General features: G+C 57.6%; 20 protein-coding genes and 1 tRNA gene. 16 read left to right on the forward strand and 5 right to left on the reverse strand.

The window, feature by feature from the left end; translation table 11 throughout:
• Positions 1-16: 16 nt before the first annotated feature.
• The 9 genes from Q1A75_RS04950 to Q1A75_RS04990 all read left to right on the forward strand — a co-directional run bounded on the left by Q1A75_RS04950 (position 17) and on the right by Q1A75_RS04990 (position 10,430).
• Positions 17-1,051: a cysteine synthase A gene (locus Q1A75_RS04950; protein WP_299551217.1), complete on the forward strand. Its 1,035-nt coding sequence runs from the start codon at positions 17-19 to the stop codon at positions 1,049-1,051.
• Positions 1,051-3,456, forward strand: coding sequence for a DUF3772 domain-containing protein (locus Q1A75_RS04955; RefSeq protein ID WP_299551215.1), 2,406 nt, complete (start codon positions 1,051-1,053; stop codon positions 3,454-3,456). The genes Q1A75_RS04950 and Q1A75_RS04955 overlap by 1 nt, the downstream gene beginning before the upstream one ends.
• Positions 3,453-4,172 carry an alanyl-tRNA editing protein gene (locus tag Q1A75_RS04960; RefSeq protein ID WP_299551212.1) on the forward strand — a complete coding sequence of 240 codons (720 nt, stop codon included), beginning with the start codon at positions 3,453-3,455 and terminating at the stop codon, positions 4,170-4,172. The genes Q1A75_RS04955 and Q1A75_RS04960 overlap by 4 nt, the downstream gene beginning before the upstream one ends.
• Before the next feature lie 57 nt (positions 4,173-4,229).
• Positions 4,230-4,319 (forward strand) — tRNA-Ser (locus Q1A75_RS04965).
• A 159-nt stretch (positions 4,320-4,478) separates the two neighbouring features.
• The gene (locus tag Q1A75_RS04970; RefSeq protein ID WP_299551209.1) at positions 4,479-5,810 is read left to right on the forward strand and encodes an AarF/ABC1/UbiB kinase family protein; all 1,332 of its coding nucleotides are present in this window, start codon (positions 4,479-4,481) and stop codon (positions 5,808-5,810) included.
• Entirely contained in the window at positions 5,807-6,478 is a 672-nt protein-coding gene (locus Q1A75_RS04975) for an ABC transporter ATP-binding protein (protein WP_299551206.1), read from the forward strand. The genes Q1A75_RS04970 and Q1A75_RS04975 overlap by 4 nt, the downstream gene beginning before the upstream one ends.
• Positions 6,475-8,853, forward strand: coding sequence for an ABC transporter permease (locus Q1A75_RS04980; protein WP_299551203.1), 2,379 nt, complete (start codon positions 6,475-6,477; stop codon positions 8,851-8,853). The genes Q1A75_RS04975 and Q1A75_RS04980 overlap by 4 nt, the downstream gene beginning before the upstream one ends.
• Entirely contained in the window at positions 8,843-9,883 is a 1,041-nt protein-coding gene (locus tag Q1A75_RS04985; protein WP_299551200.1) for a lipocalin-like domain-containing protein, read from the forward strand. The genes Q1A75_RS04980 and Q1A75_RS04985 overlap by 11 nt, the downstream gene beginning before the upstream one ends.
• Positions 9,876-10,430: a pyridoxamine 5'-phosphate oxidase family protein gene (locus tag Q1A75_RS04990; RefSeq protein ID WP_299551197.1), complete on the forward strand. Its 555-nt coding sequence runs from the start codon at positions 9,876-9,878 to the stop codon at positions 10,428-10,430. Before Q1A75_RS04985 ends, Q1A75_RS04990 begins: the two co-directional genes overlap by 8 nt.
• Positions 10,431-10,515: 85 nt before the next feature.
• Here the strand turns inward: Q1A75_RS04990 and Q1A75_RS04995 are convergent, their stop codons facing one another.
• Together Q1A75_RS04995 and Q1A75_RS05000 are read right to left on the reverse strand one after the other, a co-directional pair.
• A complete protein-coding gene (locus tag Q1A75_RS04995; RefSeq protein WP_299551193.1) occupies positions 10,516-10,953 on the reverse strand; it encodes an ion channel in 438 nt (145 codons plus the stop codon).
• Between the two features lie 109 nt (positions 10,954-11,062).
• Entirely contained in the window at positions 11,063-11,446 is a 384-nt protein-coding gene (locus Q1A75_RS05000; protein WP_299551191.1) for a hypothetical protein, read from the reverse strand.
• A 349-nt stretch (positions 11,447-11,795) separates the two neighbouring features.
• Here Q1A75_RS05000 and Q1A75_RS05005 point away from each other — a divergent pair, with 349 nt between their 5' ends.
• The 7 genes from Q1A75_RS05005 to Q1A75_RS05035 all read left to right on the forward strand — a co-directional run bounded on the left by Q1A75_RS05005 (position 11,796) and on the right by Q1A75_RS05035 (position 18,951).
• Entirely contained in the window at positions 11,796-14,021 is a 2,226-nt protein-coding gene (locus Q1A75_RS05005; RefSeq protein WP_299551189.1) for an NADP-dependent isocitrate dehydrogenase, read from the forward strand.
• 239 nt (positions 14,022-14,260) lie between these two features.
• Positions 14,261-15,568 (forward strand): histidinol dehydrogenase, encoded by a 1,308-nt coding sequence (gene hisD / locus Q1A75_RS05010; protein ID WP_299551187.1) that lies wholly within the window; start codon positions 14,261-14,263, stop codon positions 15,566-15,568.
• Positions 15,569-15,626: 58 nt separating this feature from the next.
• Positions 15,627-16,601 (forward strand): alcohol dehydrogenase catalytic domain-containing protein, encoded by a 975-nt coding sequence (locus Q1A75_RS05015; RefSeq protein WP_299551185.1) that lies wholly within the window; start codon positions 15,627-15,629, stop codon positions 16,599-16,601.
• A gap of 19 nt (positions 16,602-16,620) precedes the next feature.
• On the forward strand, positions 16,621-17,127 hold the full coding sequence (comD, locus tag Q1A75_RS05020) for a sulfopyruvate decarboxylase subunit alpha (protein ID WP_299551183.1): 507 nt from the start codon (positions 16,621-16,623) through the stop codon (positions 17,125-17,127).
• On the forward strand, positions 17,124-17,678 hold the full coding sequence (comE, locus tag Q1A75_RS05025) for a sulfopyruvate decarboxylase subunit beta (protein WP_299551180.1): 555 nt from the start codon (positions 17,124-17,126) through the stop codon (positions 17,676-17,678). Before comD ends, comE begins: the two co-directional genes overlap by 4 nt.
• Positions 17,679-17,926: 248 nt before the next feature.
• On the forward strand, positions 17,927-18,439 hold the full coding sequence (locus Q1A75_RS05030; protein ID WP_299551177.1) for a hypothetical protein: 513 nt from the start codon (positions 17,927-17,929) through the stop codon (positions 18,437-18,439).
• Between the two features lie 8 nt (positions 18,440-18,447).
• Positions 18,448-18,951 carry a chemotaxis protein CheD gene (locus tag Q1A75_RS05035; protein WP_299551174.1) on the forward strand — a complete coding sequence of 168 codons (504 nt, stop codon included), beginning with the start codon at positions 18,448-18,450 and terminating at the stop codon, positions 18,949-18,951.
• A gap of 23 nt (positions 18,952-18,974) precedes the next feature.
• On the opposite strand, the gene Q1A75_RS05040 is transcribed toward Q1A75_RS05035, so the two are convergent.
• The 3 genes from Q1A75_RS05040 to Q1A75_RS05050 are packed head-to-tail and all read right to left on the reverse strand — an operon-like array spanning position 18,975 to position 20,536.
• Positions 18,975-19,325: a hypothetical protein gene (locus tag Q1A75_RS05040; protein ID WP_299551171.1), complete on the reverse strand. Its 351-nt coding sequence runs from the start codon at positions 19,323-19,325 to the stop codon at positions 18,975-18,977.
• Entirely contained in the window at positions 19,325-19,711 is a 387-nt protein-coding gene (locus Q1A75_RS05045) for a response regulator (protein ID WP_299551168.1), read from the reverse strand. The genes Q1A75_RS05040 and Q1A75_RS05045 overlap by 1 nt, the downstream gene beginning before the upstream one ends.
• A 9-nt stretch (positions 19,712-19,720) precedes the next feature.
• Complete coding sequence (locus tag Q1A75_RS05050; RefSeq protein WP_299551165.1) at positions 19,721-20,536, reverse strand: CheR family methyltransferase; 816 nt, start codon at positions 20,534-20,536, stop codon at positions 19,721-19,723.
• Positions 20,537-20,548: the final 12 nt, after the last annotated feature.

A 20,548-nucleotide genomic window follows, 5' to 3' on the forward strand; every position in this document is an offset into this window, starting at 1 on the left:
CAAAAGGAACTCGCCCATGCGTTACGCGCCTGATCTGGCTTCGGCCATTGGAAACACGCCTCTGATCAAGCTGCGCCGCGCCAGCGAAGAGACTGGATGTACCATTCTGGGCAAGGCCGAATTTATGAACCCGGGCCAGTCGGTCAAGGACCGTGCCGCGCTGTCCATCATTCAAGAAGCTGTCGCAAGCGGAGCATTGCGCCCGGGCGGCACGATTGTCGAAGGGACAGCCGGCAACACGGGCATCGGCCTTGCGCTGGTCGGCGCGTCGATGGGATTCAAGACGGTCATCGTGATCCCCGAGACGCAGAGCCAGGAAAAGAAAGATATGCTGCGCCTGGCCGGAGCCGAGCTGGTGCAGGTGCCTGCCGCCCCTTACCGCAACCCTAACAACTTTGTCCGCTATTCGGGTCGTCTGGCCGAGGAACTGGCTAAGACGGAGCCGAATGGCGCAATCTGGGCCAATCAGTTCGACAATGTCGCCAATCGCAAGGCCCATATCGAAACCACCGCGCCTGAAATCTGGGAACAGACAGACGGCAAGGTTGACGGTTTTATTTGTGCCGTTGGCTCGGGCGGAACGCTGGCTGGCGTTGCCGATGTGTTGCAACCCAAGGGCGTCAAGATTGGTCTCGCCGACCCGGATGGCGCAGGACTTTTCAGCTACTACACGACCGGAGAAATCGCGATGGAGGGCAGTTCGATTGCAGAAGGGATCGGACAGGTGCGCATCACGAAAAACCTTGAAGGGTTCACACCGGACTTCAACTACAACGTCTCGGATGCCGAAGCGCTGCCTATTGTCTTTGATTTGTTACAGTATGAGGGGCTTTGTCTCGGTGCATCCTCGGGGGTGAATGTGGCGGGTGCCATTCGGATGGCCAGGGACATGGGACCGGGCCACACGATCGTCACCATCCTGTGTGATTTTGGCACGCGGTATCAGTCCAAGCTGTTCAATCCCGAATTCCTCCGGGAAAAGGAATTGCCGGTGCCTGAGTGGCTTGAACAAGGTCCTTCAAGCATTCCCGGCGTCTTTGAGGACGTATGATGCCCGCGGCGTGGTTGCGCGCTGCATTTCTGTCCGCGTGTCTGGCGTTGCTTGCGACATTGGCGACCGCGCAGGCCGATGGACCGGACTACGAACAGTGGCAAAGCACTGCCACGCGGGCCGAACGCGCGGTTGAAACAGCCCGCGCCTCGGATCAGGCATTTGAAATTCTGCGGGCAGAGGTTGCCGGGTGGCGTCAGCAGTTTCAAAACCAGCTGAATGCCAATGACAGCCGTTTGCAAACGCTGCGTGACCAGATTGGCGCTCTGGGCCCGGCACCCGAAGACGGGCAGAACGAGGCCACCGAGATCGCGGAGCGTCGCACGGAACTGAATGCCCAGCTTGAACGGTTGAGTACCCCCCGGCGCACGGCTGAGGAAGCGTTCAGCCGCGCCAATGGCGTCATCACCGAAATCGACGATATCCTGCGCCAGCGCCAGACAGACGCATTGTTGAACATGGGGCCATGGCCGGTCAATCCCACCAATTGGCCGGGCGCGCTGCGCCATGCACAGGATACAACGATAGCGATCGCTGCCGGAGTGCGACAGGCATGGCACAACCCTTCTCGCCGTGCGAACGCGCGGGATAACCTGCCGCTTGTCGTCATTCTTCTGATCGTGGGTGCGGTTCTTTTGACGCGCTCTCGCTATTGGTCCGAATTACTGGCGGTGCGCATTCAGAGGGGTGACACGCGGTCAAGCGCCGAGGTTGCTGGCTTCATTGTGTCACTTGGGCAGATCTTTTTTCCGATGCTCGGGCTGGTCGCCTTTGTCCGGGCGGTGCGTGCCACGCAGCTTTTCGGCCCGCGCGGAGATCTTCTGCTGGATACGCTCGAGGTTGTTGGACTGGTGCTGTTCTTCTCTCGGTGGTTGGCGAGCCGACTGTTTCCAAAAGATGATGCATTGCGCGCGCCGCTTGCCATCCCCAAAGGCCGCCGCGCCGAGGGACGCATCTATGCCGTCACGCTTGGCATTGTCTTTGCCTTCTACGTTCTTCTGGGCCAGTTTTCTGATTTTGACCGGTATGATCCAAGTGCGGATGCGGTTCTGAATTTTCCGCTTGTCGTTCTCGCCTGCCTGATCCTAACGCGGTTGGGATGGTTGTTGCGGCGCCGTGTCCGCGACGCCGCGAAAGATGCCGACCAGGAAATACCTTATGGCGACCGCATCGTCGGCACCATCGGTCGGGCTGTCATTGCGGTGGGCTTGATTGCACCCGTCCTTGCGGCTTTAGGGTACGGAGCGGCAGCACAGTTCCTGACCTATCCAATGATCCTGACGCTCGCGCTAATCGGCACGGTGGTTTTGCTGCAGGGCGTGATCCGCGACGCCTATGCGACACTGCGGCCGGGTGAAGGCGCGCGCGACAGCCTGGCGCCCACATTGATTGGTTTTCTTGTCGTGCTGTTGGCGATTATTCCACTGTCGCTGATTTGGGGCGCGCGCGTGACCGATTTGACCGAGGTGTGGGCGACCCTGCGCTCTGGTCTGACGATCGGCGACATGACCATTTCACCGGGTAGCTTCTTTACGCTCGTTGTTGTCTTCACCCTAGGTTACCTGATGACCCGAGGGATCCAAAGTGCGCTCAAGACCTCTGTCTTGCCCAAAACGAGGATAGATCCCGGCGGACAGGTCGCGATTGTATCGGGCTTGGGCTATGTCGGCATTTTCCTGGCTGCGCTGATCGCGATCACGGCGGCAGGGATCGACCTTTCGAGCCTCGCCATTGTTGCGGGTGCCTTGTCTGTTGGCATCGGCTTTGGCCTGCAGACCATCGTGTCAAACTTTGTTTCCGGCATCATCCTTCTGATCGAGCGCCCCATTTCCGAAGGGGATTGGATCGAAGTGGGTGGGCAGATGGGCTATGTCCGTTCGATCTCGGTCCGGTCCACGCGGATTGAGACCTTTGATCGCACGGACGTCATTGTCCCGAATGCGGACCTTATTTCCGGGACAGTGACCAACTTTACCCGTGGCAATACCGTGGGCCGTGTCATTATCCCTGTAGGTGTCGCGTATGGCACGGATACGCGCCGGGTCGAGGCTGTGCTCAAGGAGATTGCTGATGCGCACCCCATGGCGCTGGCCAATCCGCCGCCCGCAGTTCTGTTCATGGGATTTGGCGCCGATAGTCTGGATTTCGAAATCCGTATCATTCTGCGCGATGTGAACTGGATGTTGGCCGTCAAGAACGAGATCAATCACCAGATCGCGGCGCGGTTCGAGGAAGAGGAGATCGAGATACCCTTTGCCCAGCGGGACGTATGGTTGCGCAATCCCGAGGTATTGCAACCCGGGCGCAAGGCTGAAAAAGCGCCAAAGACGGTCCCAACCGTAGAGCATCTGGACGAAAACGACATGGACCCTGATACGCCTGCCGAAGATGGAGATGGCAAATGACAATCCCCTTGTTCCGTGAAGATGCCTATACCCGTGATGTCAACGGTGTGGTGATGGGCCATACGCCCGAGGGAGGGATCGTTCTGGATCAATGCGTGTTTTACCCCACCGGCGGCGGACAACCCGGCGACAGCGGAACACTGAGCTGGAATGGTGGCGCTTTGAATATCGCAACAGCGATCAAGGGGGATCAAGAGAGCATTGTGCTTGTTCCGGCTGAGCCGCGCGCGTTACCCCCGGTCGGCACCACTGTCATGCAAAGCCTGGATTGGGAACGCCGCTACGCCCACATGCGTGTGCATACAGCGCTTCATCTCTTGTCTGTGGTGCTGCCCTTTGGTGTGACCGGCGGCTCCATCGGGGCAGGGCGTGGGCGGCTAGATTTTGATATGGCCGACGCGCCCGAAGACCGTGACAGCCTTGAAGAGAGGTTGAATGCCCATGTGACCAGTGACATGCGTGTCAGTGCCGAGTGGATCACCGAAGCAGAGCTGGATGCCGATCCAAGCATGGTCAAGACATTGTCGGTGCAGCCTCCGCGCGGTGCAGGCGAGATTCGCCTGATCCGTATCGGTGAAGGTGACACGACCGTTGACCTGCAACCCTGCGGTGGCACCCATGTCGCCCGTACCGGCGAGATCGGCGCACTGCGTATCGGCAAGATCGAAAAGAAAGGGCGGATGAACCGCCGTGTCTATCTGCATTTGGATGGCTGAAAAAATCACGCGCTACCCGCTTGCATCCCCATACCTTCATTCGATAGAGACGGCGGTGGACAGGTGGCCGAGTGGTCGAAGGCGCGCGCCTGGAAAGTGCGTAGGCGGGAGACCGTCTCGAGGGTTCGAATCCCTTCCTGTCCGCCACCCTTACCCGAGTTTACCATTTACGGTTGCGGTGTCTGTTGTTCAGCGCGGGTAAGCGACCGAAATTCGTTTGCCGGTTTGGCTGCAATCACGTCTGGTTTGATTGATTTCGCCACCTTGCCGCTTAGGTTGGTTGGCAAGCAAGGACGTACGAGGCACATGACCGATCATTCAAACCTGTCGCGTCCGCTGGCGGTGCCCGCGGGCCGTGCATCGCGCCTTGGCCGCATGGGGTCGCTTGCTGCGGGCGTGGCAGGACGTATGGCAGTTGATGGCGTGCGGCAGTTGGGGCAGGGCCGCCGCCCCGCAGCGCGTGAATTGCTACTGACGCCTGCAAACATGCGACGCATTGCGGATGAGCTGGCGCGCATGCGTGGCGCGGCCATGAAGATCGGCCAGCTGGTGTCGATGGATACGGGCGATGTGCTTGCTCCCGAATTGGCAGATATCATGGCGCGGTTGCGTGCGGATGCGGATTTCATGCCGCCACAACAGTTGCGCGACGTGCTCGACGCGGCATGGGGCGCGGGGTGGCGCAGGCGGTTTGCGCGATTTGATGTTCGACCCATTGCGGCTGCGTCGATTGGACAAGTGCACCGGGCGCAGTTGCCGGACGGCACCGAGCTGGCAATAAAGGTGCAATACCCCGGTATCGCCCACAGTATCGATAGCGATGTCGCGAATATTGGCCGCTTGATCCGCTTGTCGGGTTTGATGCCCGAGGGATTTGCACTGGATCCATATCTGGATGAAGCCCGTATGCAATTGAAGGAAGAGGCAGATTATCTGGCTGAGGCGGCGCATCTTGAGCATTTCGCCAATCTGTTACAGGACGATCCGCACCTGACCCTGCCGCGTTTGTATGCACCGTTGACGTCACGAAAGGTCCTTGCGATGACCTTCGTTCCGTCGGACGGGATAGAGAGTGTTGCAGGCATGCCGCAAGAAACACGTGACAACGTCATGTGCGTCTTATGCAATCTGATGCTGCGCGAACTGTTTGCGTTTGGCACCATGCAGACCGACCCAAACTTTGCGAATTACAGATATGATCCGGTAACTGGGCGCGTCGTGCTTCTGGATTTCGGGGCGACCCGCACCGTACCACGCACGCTTGCAGAACAGATGCGCGCCTTGATGCAAGCCGGGTTGGGAAATGACCGTGCTGACGTAGCGAACATAGTGGAGATGATGGGGCTGGTACCCGAAACGGTCGCAGAGCGGTTTCGCACTCGTATCCTCGATATGATCATGTCTGTCTTCGCCGAAATCCGCGCGGCGCCGCTGCTCGACCTTGCAACATCGGACCTGTATCGACGCTTGCAGCGCGAAGGGGAAGCGCTGGCTGCGGACGGTTTTGTCCCGCCACCGATGCCGATGGATCTGCTGTATATTCAGCGCAAGGTCGCTGGCATGTTTTTACTGGCGAGCCGATTGCGCGCGCGTTTGCCCATGGCAGCGTTTATGACTGCGTATACGGATCACGCATGACGGCCTCAGATCCAGTTCTGCAGTTTATTGGTGTCGAGAAATCCTTTGCCAACGGTGGTACAGCGGTACCGGTCTTGCGCGGTGTCGACCTCGCGCTTAACGCAGGTGAAACACTCGCGTTGACCGGTGAGTCCGGCAGCGGCAAAAGCACGCTCTTGCATATTGCCGGTGGCCTTGAAACCGCTGATGCTGGCGTGGTGCGCGTGGCGGGCCAAGATCTGGCGCCGATGTCTGACAGCGCGCGTGCAGCGGTGCGATGCAACGATGTGGCGGTTGTCTTTCAACAGTTCAATTTGATCCCGTCGCTGACCGTTGGCGACAACATCGCGTTTCAGGCGCGGCTGTCGGGGCGCGTCGACAGAGACTTGATTGACCGGATGTCGAATGAACTGGGTTTGGCTGATCAGTTGCGTAAATACCCCGAAGCGTTGTCTGGCGGTCAACAGCAACGCGTTGCCATTGCCCGTGCCATCGCTGCCCGTCCCAAAGTACTGCTTGCTGATGAACCGACCGGCAACCTGGATGAAGGCACGGCAGCCGAAGTCATGGACCAGTTGCTGCGCCTCGTGGCAGATACTGGGGCAGGGCTGCTGTTGGTGACGCATTCTCCCACTATTGCCGCGCGTATGGACCGCGGCCTGCATCTAAGCCAGGGGAACTTGGTATGACGCGAGCGTGTCTGGCCGCGTTGTTGTCACACTGGCGGTGCAATCCTTTGCAGCTTTTTGCATTCCTGGCGGGTCTTGCGCTGGCAACGGCGCTGTGGTCGGGGGTGCAGGCCATCAATGCCGAAGCGCGGGCCAGCTATGATGCTGCGGCCGCGACGCTGGGTGAGGGGCAATTTGATCAGATCGTGCCGCAGGCGGGCGAGAGTATCGCGCAACAAGACTTCGTGGCACTGCGGCGTGCGGGCTGGCTTGTGTCACCCGTGGTGGAAGGACGGCTGGACGGGGTCCGGTTGCTTGGTTTTGACCCCCTGTCATCCCCAGCCGGATTTGGGATTGGTCAAGTTGTCCAGACGGGTGATCTGGGTACATTCCTGACTCCCGGTAAGCTTTATGCAAATGCCGACACTGGCGTAAGGTTGCAGGTAGGAGTCGAAACTGTCATCGATCCTGCTATCGCACCTGGGATCGCGGTGGGGGACATCGGTGTAGTGCAACAACTTCTCGGGCGTGATGACCTGTCGCGCCTACTGGTGCAGCCCGTACAACCGATGGCAAGGCCCGACCTGGGCGATGTGGCCCCAGCCCTGCGGCTGCAACGCGCAAGCCAAACAGCGGATATGGGCGAGTTGACCGACAGCTTCCACTTGAACCTGACGGCCTTTGGCCTGCTCAGTTTCGCGGTGGGCCTGTTTATCGTCTACAGTACGATCGGCCTTGCCTTTGAGCAGCGCCGGGGGGTGGTGCGAACCCTGCGTGCGCTTGGTGTTTCCTTGCCGCGTCTGATTGCGCTGATGCTGATCGAGGTTCTTTTGCTTGCGGTTGTCGGGGCGGGTCTTGGTGTTCTGCTCGGGTATCTAGTCGCCGCCGTCTTGTTGCCCGATGTCGCGGTCACCCTGCGCGGACTGTATGGGGCCGAAGTTGCCGGGGCGCTTCAGTTCAGGGCCTCATGGTGGGCATCGGGACTTGCCATTGCTGTTCTGGGAGCGGTTGCCGCTGCGAGCGTGCGGCTGTGGCAAATCGCACATATGCCTCTGTTGTCCAGCGCTCGACCCCGGGCATGGGCCATGACATCGGGTCGGGCACAAGGCATACAAGCTGTCGTCGCCTTTGCATTGCTGACCTGCGCCGCTGGCTTGGTATGGGCCGGGCAGGGGCTGGTTGCCGGATTTGCGCTGCTGGGTTGTTTTCTGATCGGGGCGGCGCTGGCCTTGCCCATCGTGGTGCGCCCCATTCTCAGGACCGCAGAGAATGCAGCCAGAACCCCGGTCAGCCGCTGGTTCTGGGCTGACACCCGCCAACAGCTACCGGGCCTGAGCCTTGCCCTGATGGCGCTCTTGCTCGCGATATCTGCGAATATCGGTGTTGCAACCATGGTGTCGAGTTTTCGCCTGACCTTTGTCGCTTTTCTGGATCAACGACTTGCGTCCGAGCTTTATGTCGAGGCTGCCGATACGGCACAGGCCACGATGATCGAGGCCGACATGGCGCGGCGCGGCATCACAGTCCTGCCATTGCTCGCGATTGAAACACAGATCGTCGATCAGCCAGTAAGACTGTTCGGTGTGCGTGTGGGCGCAACATATCGCGAAAACTGGGTGTTTCTGGACTCCGTGCCCGCGGCATGGGACCAGGTCGATGCGGGTGCCGCAGCCATCGTAAACGAGCAACTCGCGCGCCGTGCGAGCCTTTGGATCGGGGATATGGTCGACATTGCTCCGGACTATTCCGTGCCCATTGCAGCTATCGTAGCGGACTATGGCAACCCGCAGGGGCAATTGATCGTGGGCGAGGCGCGGTTTCGGGACCAGTATCCCGAGGTGACACCGCGCCAATTTGGCATGCGCACCGATGATCCGAGGCAGGTCCGCGCCATCCTGACCCACGAAATGGGCGTGGCCGATGGTGCAATTACCGATCAATCAGCGCTCAAGGCCTTTTCGCTACAGGTCTTTGACCGCACCTTTACCGTGACCGCTGCTCTGAATGTATTGACGCTGGCGGTTGCCGGTTTTGCCATATTGATGAGCTTGCTGACCCTCGCCGATCTGCGAGTGCCGCAACTGGCCCCGGTCTGGGCGCTTGGGTTGACCCGGCGGCGGATCGGTCAACTGGAACTGATCCGTGCTGTTGTATTTGCAGCGGTTGTATGTGCCTTTGCCCTGCCTGTCGGGCTTGGATTGACTTGGGTACTGTTGGCCATCATCAATGTCGAGGCGTTTGGCTGGCGCTTGCCCATGTTCCTGTTTCCCGCAGACTACGCACGTTTAGGACTGTATGCCCTGCTCGCCGCCATTGCCGCTGCGGCATGGCCCGCACTTCGATTGATGCGGACGCCTCCAAATGCGCTGCTCAAAGTGTTTGCCCATGAACGTTAAAGTACTGATCCTTCTGATGTTTTGGCCCCTTGCTGCGCTGGCGCAGGGCTTTGCGGGTCTTGGTTCCGATGCCGAAGGTTTCGCTATGCCGCAGCCCGACCCGCAGTTCGACTTTCCTGTCGATCATGGCCCACATCCCGACTATCGGATCGAATGGTGGTATCTAACGGCCAACATGCAGGCCGCCGACGGTACCCCATACGGCTTGCAATGGACGTTGTTCCGCTCAGCTTTGGCTCCGGGCGAGGTCGACGGTTGGGCGTCGCCACAAATCTGGTTTGCCCATGCAGCGGTGACCACACCCGATGGACACTTTGCGACTGAACGTTTTGCACGCGGCGGTTTGGAACTGGCCGGAGTGCAAGCCGACCCGTTTCGCGCGTGGATCGATGAGTGGGTCATGGAAGGACCAGATCTGGATACGCTTAAGTTAAGCGCACAGGGCCCGGACTTTGGCTACAACATGACAATGCATGCGGACGGGCCACTGGTTTTTCAAGGGCAGGGCGGATATTCGGTCAAATCTGCGGACGGGCAGGCGAGTTACTATTATTCGCAGCCGTTCTATCGGATCACCGGCACCCTGATGTTGCCGACCGGATCGGTACAGGTCACGGGTAACGCGTGGTTAGATCGTGAATGGTCTTCGCAACCACTGTCCGAGACACAATTGGGTTGGGACTGGTTTTCATTGTCTTTCGATAGCGGTGACAAGCTGATGGGCTTTCAGCTGCGTCAACGCGATGGAACGCTGTATAACGCGTCGACCTGGATTGAGGCGGATGGCGGCACGACAGCATATCCGGATGGTGCCTTTACTGCTGAGCCAATTGTGCGAAGCGCTGTAGCCGGACGCGAAGTGCCGACGACTTGGCGGGTCCAATTGCCAGACAGAGGCGTTGATGCTGTGGTGGCGGCGATGAATACAAACGCTTGGATGCCGCTAACCATTCCTTATTGGGAAGGGCCCGTAACAATCACCGGCAGCCATTCGGGCGTGGGGTATCTGGAGATGACAGGCTATGAGTGATCTGGGCAATCTTGCCGCGTTCCTAGACGAAGGTTGGCGGCACTTGCAGCAGGGTGTTGCAGACAGCCAGTCGCCGGCGCGTTATCCGACCTTTGCTACGGTGTCACCCGAGGGCCTTCCCGAAGCCCGAACAGTTGCGCTGCGCCATGCCGCACAAGCCGAGGCTGTCGTCGAAGTACATACAGATATCCTTACGCCAAAAGTCAAAGCGCTGAAAGCATCGCCCAGGGCCGCGATTCACGTTTGGATACCTCGATCACAGGTTCAGATTCGTCTGACAACAACTGCCGAAATTCTGACAGGCAAAGCGGCGGAGGATGCTTGGGTGCAAGTGCCGCCAACCTCTCGCGTATCCTATGGTACGATGCCTGATCCGGGCACGCCTATCAAAGAGGTGTTTGGCTATAAAAAACCGCCTGTGCGCGACAGGTTTGCAGTGTTGCACTGCAGGGTGGATCATATTGATCTGGTGCATTTGGGAGAGAGGCACCGCCGCGCCGAATATGTTCGGAGCGATGGGTGGCGCGGTACGTGGTTAGCGCCCTAAGGCGGGTTCCAATTGCAATCGCGGTTCAACTTGTGAACGACCTTGATCCGGATCCGAACACAGATCCTTCAACAGAACACGACCTCTAATCTTCGTCGTCAATGGACGGCAACAACCTGACGATAACCCCCATCAGAAGCGCAGTGCTGATCCCAAAGGTCAGCAAGCCCGTGATTGCAGCGAACGTACCAAAAATGCGCAGTCCCGGATCAAGCAGCAGATCACCGTATCCCAGGGTCGTGTATGTGGCTGTCGAAAAGTAAATGCTGGTCGGAAAGTCATCGAAAGCATTCATCGCGAAAAAGGCAAGGGCCCACGACCAAACCTGAAGCGTGTGCGCAATCAGGAGTATAAGAACATTGAGGCCGGTGATGATCAGTGTCCGCAAACCTGAGCCGGATCGTTCCAGCCAATCTGCCATGTGCGATAGAAAAGGAACAAGGATTGCGACGACGCCCACGTGGATCAGGGCGCACATGGTCAGGAGGGTGCTGCCAAGAAGGATTTGGGACGCAGCGGTCATGAGTGGCCTTTCGGAGGATCACAGTCAGATTTCCGCACTGTGCAACCTGACGTGAGCAGGCTCAAGGCCCGCAACGATACCGTTTTCACAGAACAGCGATGGGGTGTGATTAACTGCCAAGCAGAAGGGTTCGACAGGTCGAAAGATGCTGGTCGGCGACGCGTCGCGCCATTGTGGCGCGATCTGGTCGTGTTCCAAAACTTGACTGCTGCAACAGCGCAGCGTGTGCAAGCTTCACTTCAATTCTGTGGCTCAGGATCGCACGACCTTGACCGGGTGCAAGGGATGCATCGGTCAAACTGACAAAGGATGCGCGGTCTTGTTCAAATGCGTTTGCAGCCGGGTCGTTCAGTAGCCACGCATGCTCCATTTCGGCCGAGAAACGGCCAGCGCATTCGGCGAAGGAGAACGCGATGTCACTGTCGGCGGCCGCCTGTTCGATCCCGCTGGCCATAACGACGAGCGCAGCGCACATCGTTTGTATTCTGCTCATAGATTGAGCATTGCCGTGAAAATGCTGTGCGTCAACTGTGCGGAATATAAAGAATGGCCGCACTTTTACCGATCCTACGCGGCGCGGACACTCCAAAGGCTCATCTGCTCCACTTTGAAATGCGGCATGTCCGTTGCCACATGTAGGGGATTCAGCGAGTTTTTGATATTTTACACCGGCATTCCATCGTAATATCTGCGCTCAAGACGTGGGAAACGGATACAATTGTCGCGCTTGCGTGACTGGCATTGAGCCTTGGTCCATGACCCGTTATCTGCACGGCATACCATGGTGTGCAGAACTCTGTATCGCGCGCCCCTCTTGTCTGAAACAAGCGAAAGACTGCCTTATGCCCCAAGACGCCGCTCCCGACATTATCTACACCGTCACTGACGAGGCGCCGCAACTGGCGGCGGCGTCCTTGCTGCCCATCGTGCGTAAATTTGCCTCAGCTGCTGGTATCGACGTTTCGACGCGCGACATCTCGGTCGCAGGCCGCATTCTGGCGACCTTCCCTGAGCGTTTGACAGACGCACAAGCGCAAAGTGACGATTTGGCCGCCCTTGGTAGCTTGGTGACGACCGCCGACGCGAATGTCATCAAACTGCCCAACATCTCGGCCTCCGTTCCGCAATTGCAAGCGGCGATTAAGGAACTGCAACGGCAGGGCTTTGATGTACCCGACTACCCGGAAGCACCGGCCACGGACGAAGAACAGGGTATCCGCGCACGCTATGACGCCATAAAAGGGTCTGCAGTGAACCCGGTCCTGCGCGAGGGCAATTCGGACCGCCGGGCCCCCGCGGCCGTCAAGGCCTACGCCAAGGACAACCCACATTCGATGGGCGTGTGGAGCGCGGATAGCAAGACAAAAGTATCGACTATGGGCGCGGGCGACTTCCGGTCGAACGAAACGTCGGTAACGCTGACTGCAGACCAGGCGGGTGCGCTGAAGATCGAGCACATAGCCGCCGATGGCACCGTGACCGTTCTCAAGGACGGTCTCGACATGCAGGAAGGCACCATTGTGGATGCCACATACATGTCGCGCGCAGCCCTGATGGACTTTCTTGCCAAATCCATTGACGAAACAAAGGCTGACGGCACACTGTTCTCGCTGCACATGAAGGCCACGATGATGAAGGTGTCGGACCCGATCATCTTTGGTCACGCCGTACGTGCCTACCTCAAGCCCGTCTTCGACAAATACGCCGACGATTTCGTAGCGGCGGGGGTAAACCCGAACTCCGGTCTGGGGGCCATGCTGGACGTGGTGGCGGGCATGCCCAACGGGTCAGAGATCAAGGCCGAGATCGACACCGTGATGGCCAACCGACCGCCCATGTACATGGTGAACTCAGACAAGGGCATAACCAATCTGCATGTTCCGTCGGACGTGATCATCGACGCGTCGATGCCCGCCGTGCTGCGTGCGGGTGGCAAAGGTTGGGGGCCAGACGGGAACGAAGGCGACACGAACTGCGTGATCCCCGACAGCTCTTACGCCCCGGTCTATGCCGAGACGGTCGATTTTTTCAAAGCCAATGGTGCGTTGGACCCGACAACCGCAGGCACCGTGCAGAATATTGGCCTTATGGCGAAGAAGGCGGAGGAATACGGCTCGCACCCCACCACATTTGAAATTCCAGCAGACGGCACCGTCAAGGTAATCGCAGGCAATGGTGACGTGCTGACCAGCCACGACGTCGAAGCGGGTGACATCTGGCGCATGGCCTCCACTCGCAAAGAAGCCGTTTTGAACTGGGTCGATCTGGCAATTTCGCGCGAAGCAACAACAGGTTACGCGTCGGTCTTCTGGCTGGACAAGACGCGCGGCCATGACGCGGAACTGATCAAGATGATCACGCCGTTGCTGGACGCCAAAGGCAAGTTGGACACTTTCCAGATCATGGACCCTGCAGCAGCCACACGCCACGCGCTCAACGTCATCACGGCGGGTGACAATTGCATCGCCATCACCGGCAACGTGTTGCGTGACTACCTGACGGACCTGTTTCCCATCCTCGAAGTGGGCACATCTGCCAAGATGCTCTCTGTGGTGAAGCTGATGAACGGCGGGGGCATGTTCGAAACCGGGGCAGGCGGGTCGGCCCCGAAGCACGTCCAACAGCTGGTCGAAGAAAACCACCTGCGCTGGGACAGCTTGGGTGAGTTCTGCGCCATCGCGGAAAGCCTGCGTTTCTTTGGCGAGGCGCACGGCAATGCCAAGGCAGCGATCATGGGTGACGCCGCCGACGCCGCCATCATCAAGCTGCTGGGTGAGGGCAAGTCACCGGGTCGAAAGGTTGGCCAACCGGACAACCGTGACAGCCATTTCTTCTTCGCTCTCTACTGGGCAGAGGCATTGGCGGTTCAATCCGATGACGCGGACCTTGCAGCATCTTTTGCGGATCTGGCCGCAGCACTTGCCGACAAGGTTGACATGATTTCGGACGAGCTGATGGCCGGTCGCGGCGTAGCGGTTGACCTCGGTGGCTACTACAACACGGACGAAGACAAAGTGGCAGACATCATGCGCCCATCCGCGACGCTGAATGCCCTGATCGACGGCTAACACCCATGCACCGCCGGACGTGTATGTCCGGCGGTGCTTCCACCTTGCAGTATTCAGGATGTGAATGCTGCACTCGCGGAAGCCCCCAAAATTGAGACGTTATCGCATCACATCTTTCGAATATTCGAAAGTGTGGCGACTTGTTCGTGAATGTCGCACATCCCGCCCTGACTGACCTTGCGTCGCCTGACAACAAGGCCATAGCGTGCGCCGGAATTCTAAGTGAAGCAAGGCATCCGATGGCACGTGAATACCTTAAAAAAGCGACCCTCACATCAAAATCAGGGGCGTCTGACGTCAATCAGATTGTGACTGATATCTTGTCCGATATCGAATCTGGGGGCGATGCCAAAGCTTTGGAATACGCTAAGAAGTTCGACAAGTACGAAGGTAATGTACTGTTGACCAAGGCCGAGATCGAAGCCGCTATCAAGCAAGTTCCAGACAAGCTGAAAGACGATATTCAGTTTGCCCACGACAATGTGCGCCGATTTGCAGAAACGCAAAAAGCTACGGTTGCGGATGTTGAATTGGAAGTCGTTCCGGGCCTGATCGCAGGTCAGAAAGCCATCCCAGTGGATGCCGCGGGCTGTTATGCCCCCGGTGGACGCTACAGCCACGTCGCCAGTGCCATCATGACGGTGACCACCGCCAAGGTCGCGGGTTGTAAACACATCACCGCGTGTTCGCCTCCACGGCCCGGTGTGGGTGTGGCCCCGGCCATAGTCTATGCGGCGCATATCTGTGGAGCGGACAAGATCATGGCCATGGGCGGCGTGCAGGGTGTGGCGGCTATGACTTTTGGTCTTTTTGGTCTGCCAAAGGCGAATATTCTTGTCGGTCCTGGAAACCAGTTCGTGGCCGAAGCCAAACGCATCCTGTTCGGGCGCGTAGGCATCGATATGATCGCAGGCCCGACCGATAGTCTGATCCTTGCGGACGCACAGGCCGACGCGCACATTGTGGCAACAGACCTCGTGAGCCAGGCCGAGCATGGCTATAACTCACCCGTCTGGCTTGTCACCGACAGTCGTGATCTGGCCGAGCAAGTGATGGGCATGGTCCCGGATTTGATCGCTGATCTGCCCGAGCTGAACCGTGAAAACGCCACCGCAGCATGGCGCGACTATGCCGAGGTTATCCTGTGCTCAGATCGTGAAGAGATGGCAGCCTGTTCCGACGATTATGCCCCGGAGCACCTGACAGTGCAGGCCGAGGATCTGGATTGGTGGCTTGAGCGGCTGACATGTTATGGTTCCCTGTTCCTTGGCGAGGAGACAACCGTATCCTATGGTGACAAGGCATCGGGCACGAACCACGTCCTGCCAACATCGGGGGCGGCCAACTATACCGGTGGGCTGTCGGTGCACAAATACATGAAGATTGTCACATGGCAGCGGGCGACCCGCGAAGGATCCAAACCGGTAGCCGAAGCAACCGCACGCATTTCGCGTCTCGAGGGGATGGAGGGGCATGCGCGGTCGGCGGATGTTCGTCTGGCCAAGTATTTCCCCGGCGAAAACTTTGACCTGAGTGCAGAAGGCTGACCCATTTCGCATCACCTGCAGCTTTGCTGGCGTCGTGGCGAAGGAGAGGAGCCGCATTATGAAAGCACTAGTTTACGATGGCGTCGAAACACTGACGTTCCGTGACGTGCCCGACGCTGTGGCGGGGCCGGAACAGGAACTGGTGCGTGTCGCTGCCTCGGGTATCTGTGGATCAGACATGCATGCATATCTGGGACATGATAACCGGCGACCCGCTCCGCTGATCCTTGGGCACGAAGCTGCAGGTGTGATCGTGGGTGGGACCTGCGACGGGACACGTGTCACCATCAATCCACTTGTGGGTTGTGGGCGCTGCGTCGCCTGCGTGTCAGGCCGCGACAACCTGTGCGCTGATCGCAAGATCATTTCAATGCCGCCGCGCGAAGGTGCATTTGCCGAACTGGTGGCGATGCGTCCGGCAAACCTAGTCGAAGTGCCAAAGGACGTATCTCTGAACAAGGCCGCGTTGGCAGAACCACTTGCCGTCAGTTGGCATGCTGTCCGCCTTGGCCTTTCGGCTCTGGATCCTGCGGCCAACAGGTCGGCCCTTGTTCTTGGAGGAGGCGCCATCGGTCTGGCCGCAGCCTTGGCATTGAAAGCGCAAGGCATAGTCAATGTAACGATTGCAGAGCCCAATGACGCAAGACGTCTTTTTCTTGAAAAACAATGTGATCTTCCATGTGTCCCCGCGGGGACAGGCAGCTACGGTCTTGTTGTGGATGCCGTGGGATACGCCGCTACTCGGGCTTCAGCTTCATCACTCACGGAACCCGGCGGCGTCATTGTTCACATCGGACTGGGCGAAAACACCGGTGGGCTCGACATTCGGCGCATGACTTTGCAGGAAATTACATTCATAGGAACATACACTTATACACCACAGGACTTCCGAGACACATGCGCTGCCATTTTCGATGGTCGGCTTGGTGCACTCGACTGGACGGAAGAACGTCCATTATCTGCTGGCGCAAGCGCGTTCGCCGACTTGCGCAGCGGGGCCGTTGCCGCGCCAAAGATCATCCTCCACCCCTGATGCCGGAGACCCCAGGATCATGAACATAGACAAGAAGATCACCCACGATCTCGTGGCGAACGATATATCATTCGTAACGACGGTGCCCTGCAAGCAGCTTGCGGGCGTCATCGAAGAGATCGACAACCACGACGAGATTTTTCACATCCCCTCGAACAAGGAAGACGAAGGAATGGGCCTTTGCGCTGGTGCATGGATGGGGGGCAAACGCCCAGCGATCATCATGCAGAACACGGCCATCGGAGTGACGATCAACACGCTGGCAACGCTGATACAGTATTACCGGATGCCATTGCCCATGCTGATCTCGTATCGCGGTGAATTGCGCGAGCCGGTGGCGTGTCAGGTCGAGATGGCCGTGCATACAAAGGCACTGCTGGCGCAGATGAACATCCCCACCTACCACTTCCACAAACAGTCAGATGTGGAAGAACTGGATATGATCCTGAAATACACATTCATGTGCAACAAACCCGTGGCGATCCTGACGGACGCCAACTTCTGGGGAGGCTATGGCGACCAATGATCCGTTCTGAAATCCTTAAGGAAATTGCCCCCATCCTGCGCGATCAACTGGTTGTGTGTAATATCGGCATCCCGAGCCAGGAGCTTCACGCCATCGACGACCAGCCGACAAATTTCTACATGTTGGGCACGATGGGACTGTCATCATCGATCGGACTGGGCCTTGCACTGGCGCAAGACAAGACTGTCATTTCTATCGATGGGGACGGGTCGGTGCTGACCAATCTGTGCACCTTGCCGACCATCGCCAACAACGTTGCTGACAACTACATCTTGATGATCATCGATAACGGCTCCTATGGATCGACGGGGGACCAGCCGACCTATACTGGCAAGAAGACGTCGCTGGCTGGTATGGCGCGGGCGGCAGGCTGCGATAACGTAGTCGAGGTGATGGACGTTGACACCGGCCCTGCGCTTGAAAAGGCAATTGCTGAGCAGAAAATGACCGTCATGGTTGTCAAATGCGATAGCGGCAACGCCAAGATGCCGGTCATCACCATGGACCCCGTCGTGATCAAGGATCGGTTCATGAAGGCGGTCACCGCCTGATGATGTGGTGTGCCCTAGGAAGTGGCAAGCCAAGGTCAAATTAACACCAAATTCATCGATAAGAACGTACTCTGCCCGCCATGGGAAACGCATTGGCGGGCAGATCAGTGTGCGGAAAGACATTGCTCGTGAACGGGCGCATTCAAATGTCGCTTTGTCGCATTGGAACCATAAGTAACGAACTTCCCGCAGAGTCCCATGCAGCCCCTCCCGTCCCGGCGAGCGTTTCCAATGGTGATCTGGCCGCCATGGAACATATCTGTCCTCAATTTCCGGAGAACGTTCCGGTTGCTCAACCCAAGTCGCCTGTAGCCTCGGGACAGGTCGCCGAGCACTTTGTCCAGGTACCCATAAACAAATCAGGCTTTTGGAAGTCTGCCGAGCGGGACGAACAAAGATATCGCGGTTTCATACGGGCTCTCAATCAAGCTGCTGGCTTGGAGTGGCAACGTAATGCGCGGGAGGTTGGGGCATTCTGGCCGTTCCACGTGAACATGTTGTGTGTTTCGGTTTACGTCTTCATCGGATCAGCTGCAGCTGGAGGACGACAGATTGGCACGATGTTGCTGGTCGGGACTTGGGTGAGCTACGCCAATAAGATCCCAACTCTGTGTGCAAGTTGGCTTTTTGCGCAATTTGAATGCTTGTCAGCCGCCTGCGGGATGCCCGCTGTCGCCTTGGTCAAAGGGGCGGAAGAACGGAAGTCCAATCTGAGGCAGACCAGTACGCGCACGGCCACGCGGCTCAAAGGGATGGCGTAAATCACACCATGCAGCAGATCCTGTATATCACGCAAGGTGAACACGCCATCGGTTCTGCGCCTGACATTGTGATCTCGACCTTGCTGGGCTCCTGCGTGGCCTGCTGTCTGTGGGACTCTGTGGTGCATGTCGGGGGCATGAACCATATGCTGCTGGCAACGTCTGGCAGCGGAGACACTCGCAGCGCGCTGTCCGGCATCAATGCGATGGAGGTGTTGATAAACGACCTGATCAAACTTGGCGCCGTCCGGAGCAGAATGAGAGCCAAGGTTTTTGGTGGCGCGCAAATGATGTCAGGCTTTTCGGATATCGGAGCAAAAAATGCGACCTTTACCCTGTCCTATCTTGCGCAAGAAGGTATTCCTGTGATGACACAGTCGCTGGGCGGATATCGCGCCAGAAACCTGCGGTTCTGGCCCGGTACGGGCCGGGCAATGCTAAAAGTCACGGACACGACTGTACGTGACATCGCTGTGGCAGCACCGGGTGGTAACGGCCTCGAGTTGTTCTGAGTGACCGACATTCACGCACCCGGTTAAAACAGTTCCACTGAACCAGAATCAGGCTGGACACTGTCCGTGTCGTCCGGAGCGAGGATTGATCTCGTCTCTGCCAGCCGCAGATTTTCTGATGAAAACAACTTTTCTTGCGATTGCGTTGCCAGCGATTTTGAAATGATTGAGAGGTCCTGCAATGATTGGCAAATCCGGTCCATATTTTGCAGTCGCGTAATCTGGTCGCCTGAAAGGGTTAAGGAAGACTGCTTGGCCAATTCTGATACCAGTTGAGAGATTTTGGACATCTCACAAGTCAGTGTTTCGAGCGTATTAGCCATACGCGACAGTACAAGGCTGGTGGGAATTGGCATCGCGTCGTGTTGAGACATTACAGAGGCCCCATTACGGCTTCAAGACACCTTCGCAACTGCTTAGATTTAAATAGTTTTCTGATATAGTTGTTCATGCCCAGCTTGCGTCCGCAGTCGATGATCCGTTGTTCGGTCGTGCCTGTAACCAGAATGAATCCGATGTCCTTTGTCCTGAAGCCACTCCGTAATGAATGTAGAAGTTTCAACCCATCCACGTTCGGCATGTTGTAGTCCGAAATGACTAGGTGCACGGGCGCGCGGGCAACAAGCGACAGAGCGTTTGCCCCATTTGGAGCGGTGGAGATGTGGCGTATCCCAAATGCTTCAAGCGATTGTGCAATCAAGCCGCGACTGGTTGTCATGTCGTCAACGACCATAATTCGAATCTGATCTCGTAGGGCCATTTTTGTATCCTATCGCGCTGCGCCGGACACTTCACAACACTTGCTGTATGCCGTTGGCCCTACAGAACGAAATCCATAGCTGTCCGGTGACAAAATGCGTTCCGAATGCCCGAGGAAAAAGAGACCACTAGGCGCAAGCGCACTGCTAAACTTTGGCCAAAGCTGCGTCTGAGTTACCTGATCGAAGTAAATGACGACATTCCGGCAAAAGATGGCATCAAAAGTGAACCGCATGGGCCAATCTGAAATAAGGTTCAGTTCTTTGAACAGGACGATCTTCTTCAACACTTCGGTCATATGACGGTGAGGTTGGCTGTCGCCACTTGCAACCGTGAATTGCTCCAAATCAGCTTGTGCCAAACCCGCCAATTGGGATGAAGTGTATCTGCCGGTCTTCGCCTGCCGGATAACATGTGGGTCAATATCCGTTCCAAGAATTCGGAAATCCGCTGAGGCAAGCGCCGGTTCTTGTCGAAGCAAGTGCATTGCAATGGAGTATGGTTCTTGCCCGTTCGAGCATCCAGCGGACCAGATGCGGATGCGCTCATTTCGGTCCATGCGTTTACGAAAAACAGGTATAAGTCTTTCGCTCATCAATTCGAAGTGTTGTGCTTCGCGAAAGAAGTGGGACACGTTCGTGGTCAGTGCTGAGATCATGAAGCGACGCTCTTCAGCACCATCTTGTGACAGCACGTGATCGGCATAATCTGAGAAGGTACCCAGCTTTAGAGCCCGCAACCGATGCCGCAATCGAGATTGTACCATCAGCTTTTTCTCGCGCGCCAGCTTGATGCCACTCTCTCGATGGGCGAGCGAGGCGATCATATGAAACTGTCG

This window comes from uncultured Tateyamaria sp. (assembly GCF_947504105.1).
Classification (GTDB): Bacteria; Pseudomonadota; Alphaproteobacteria; order Rhodobacterales; family Rhodobacteraceae; genus Tateyamaria.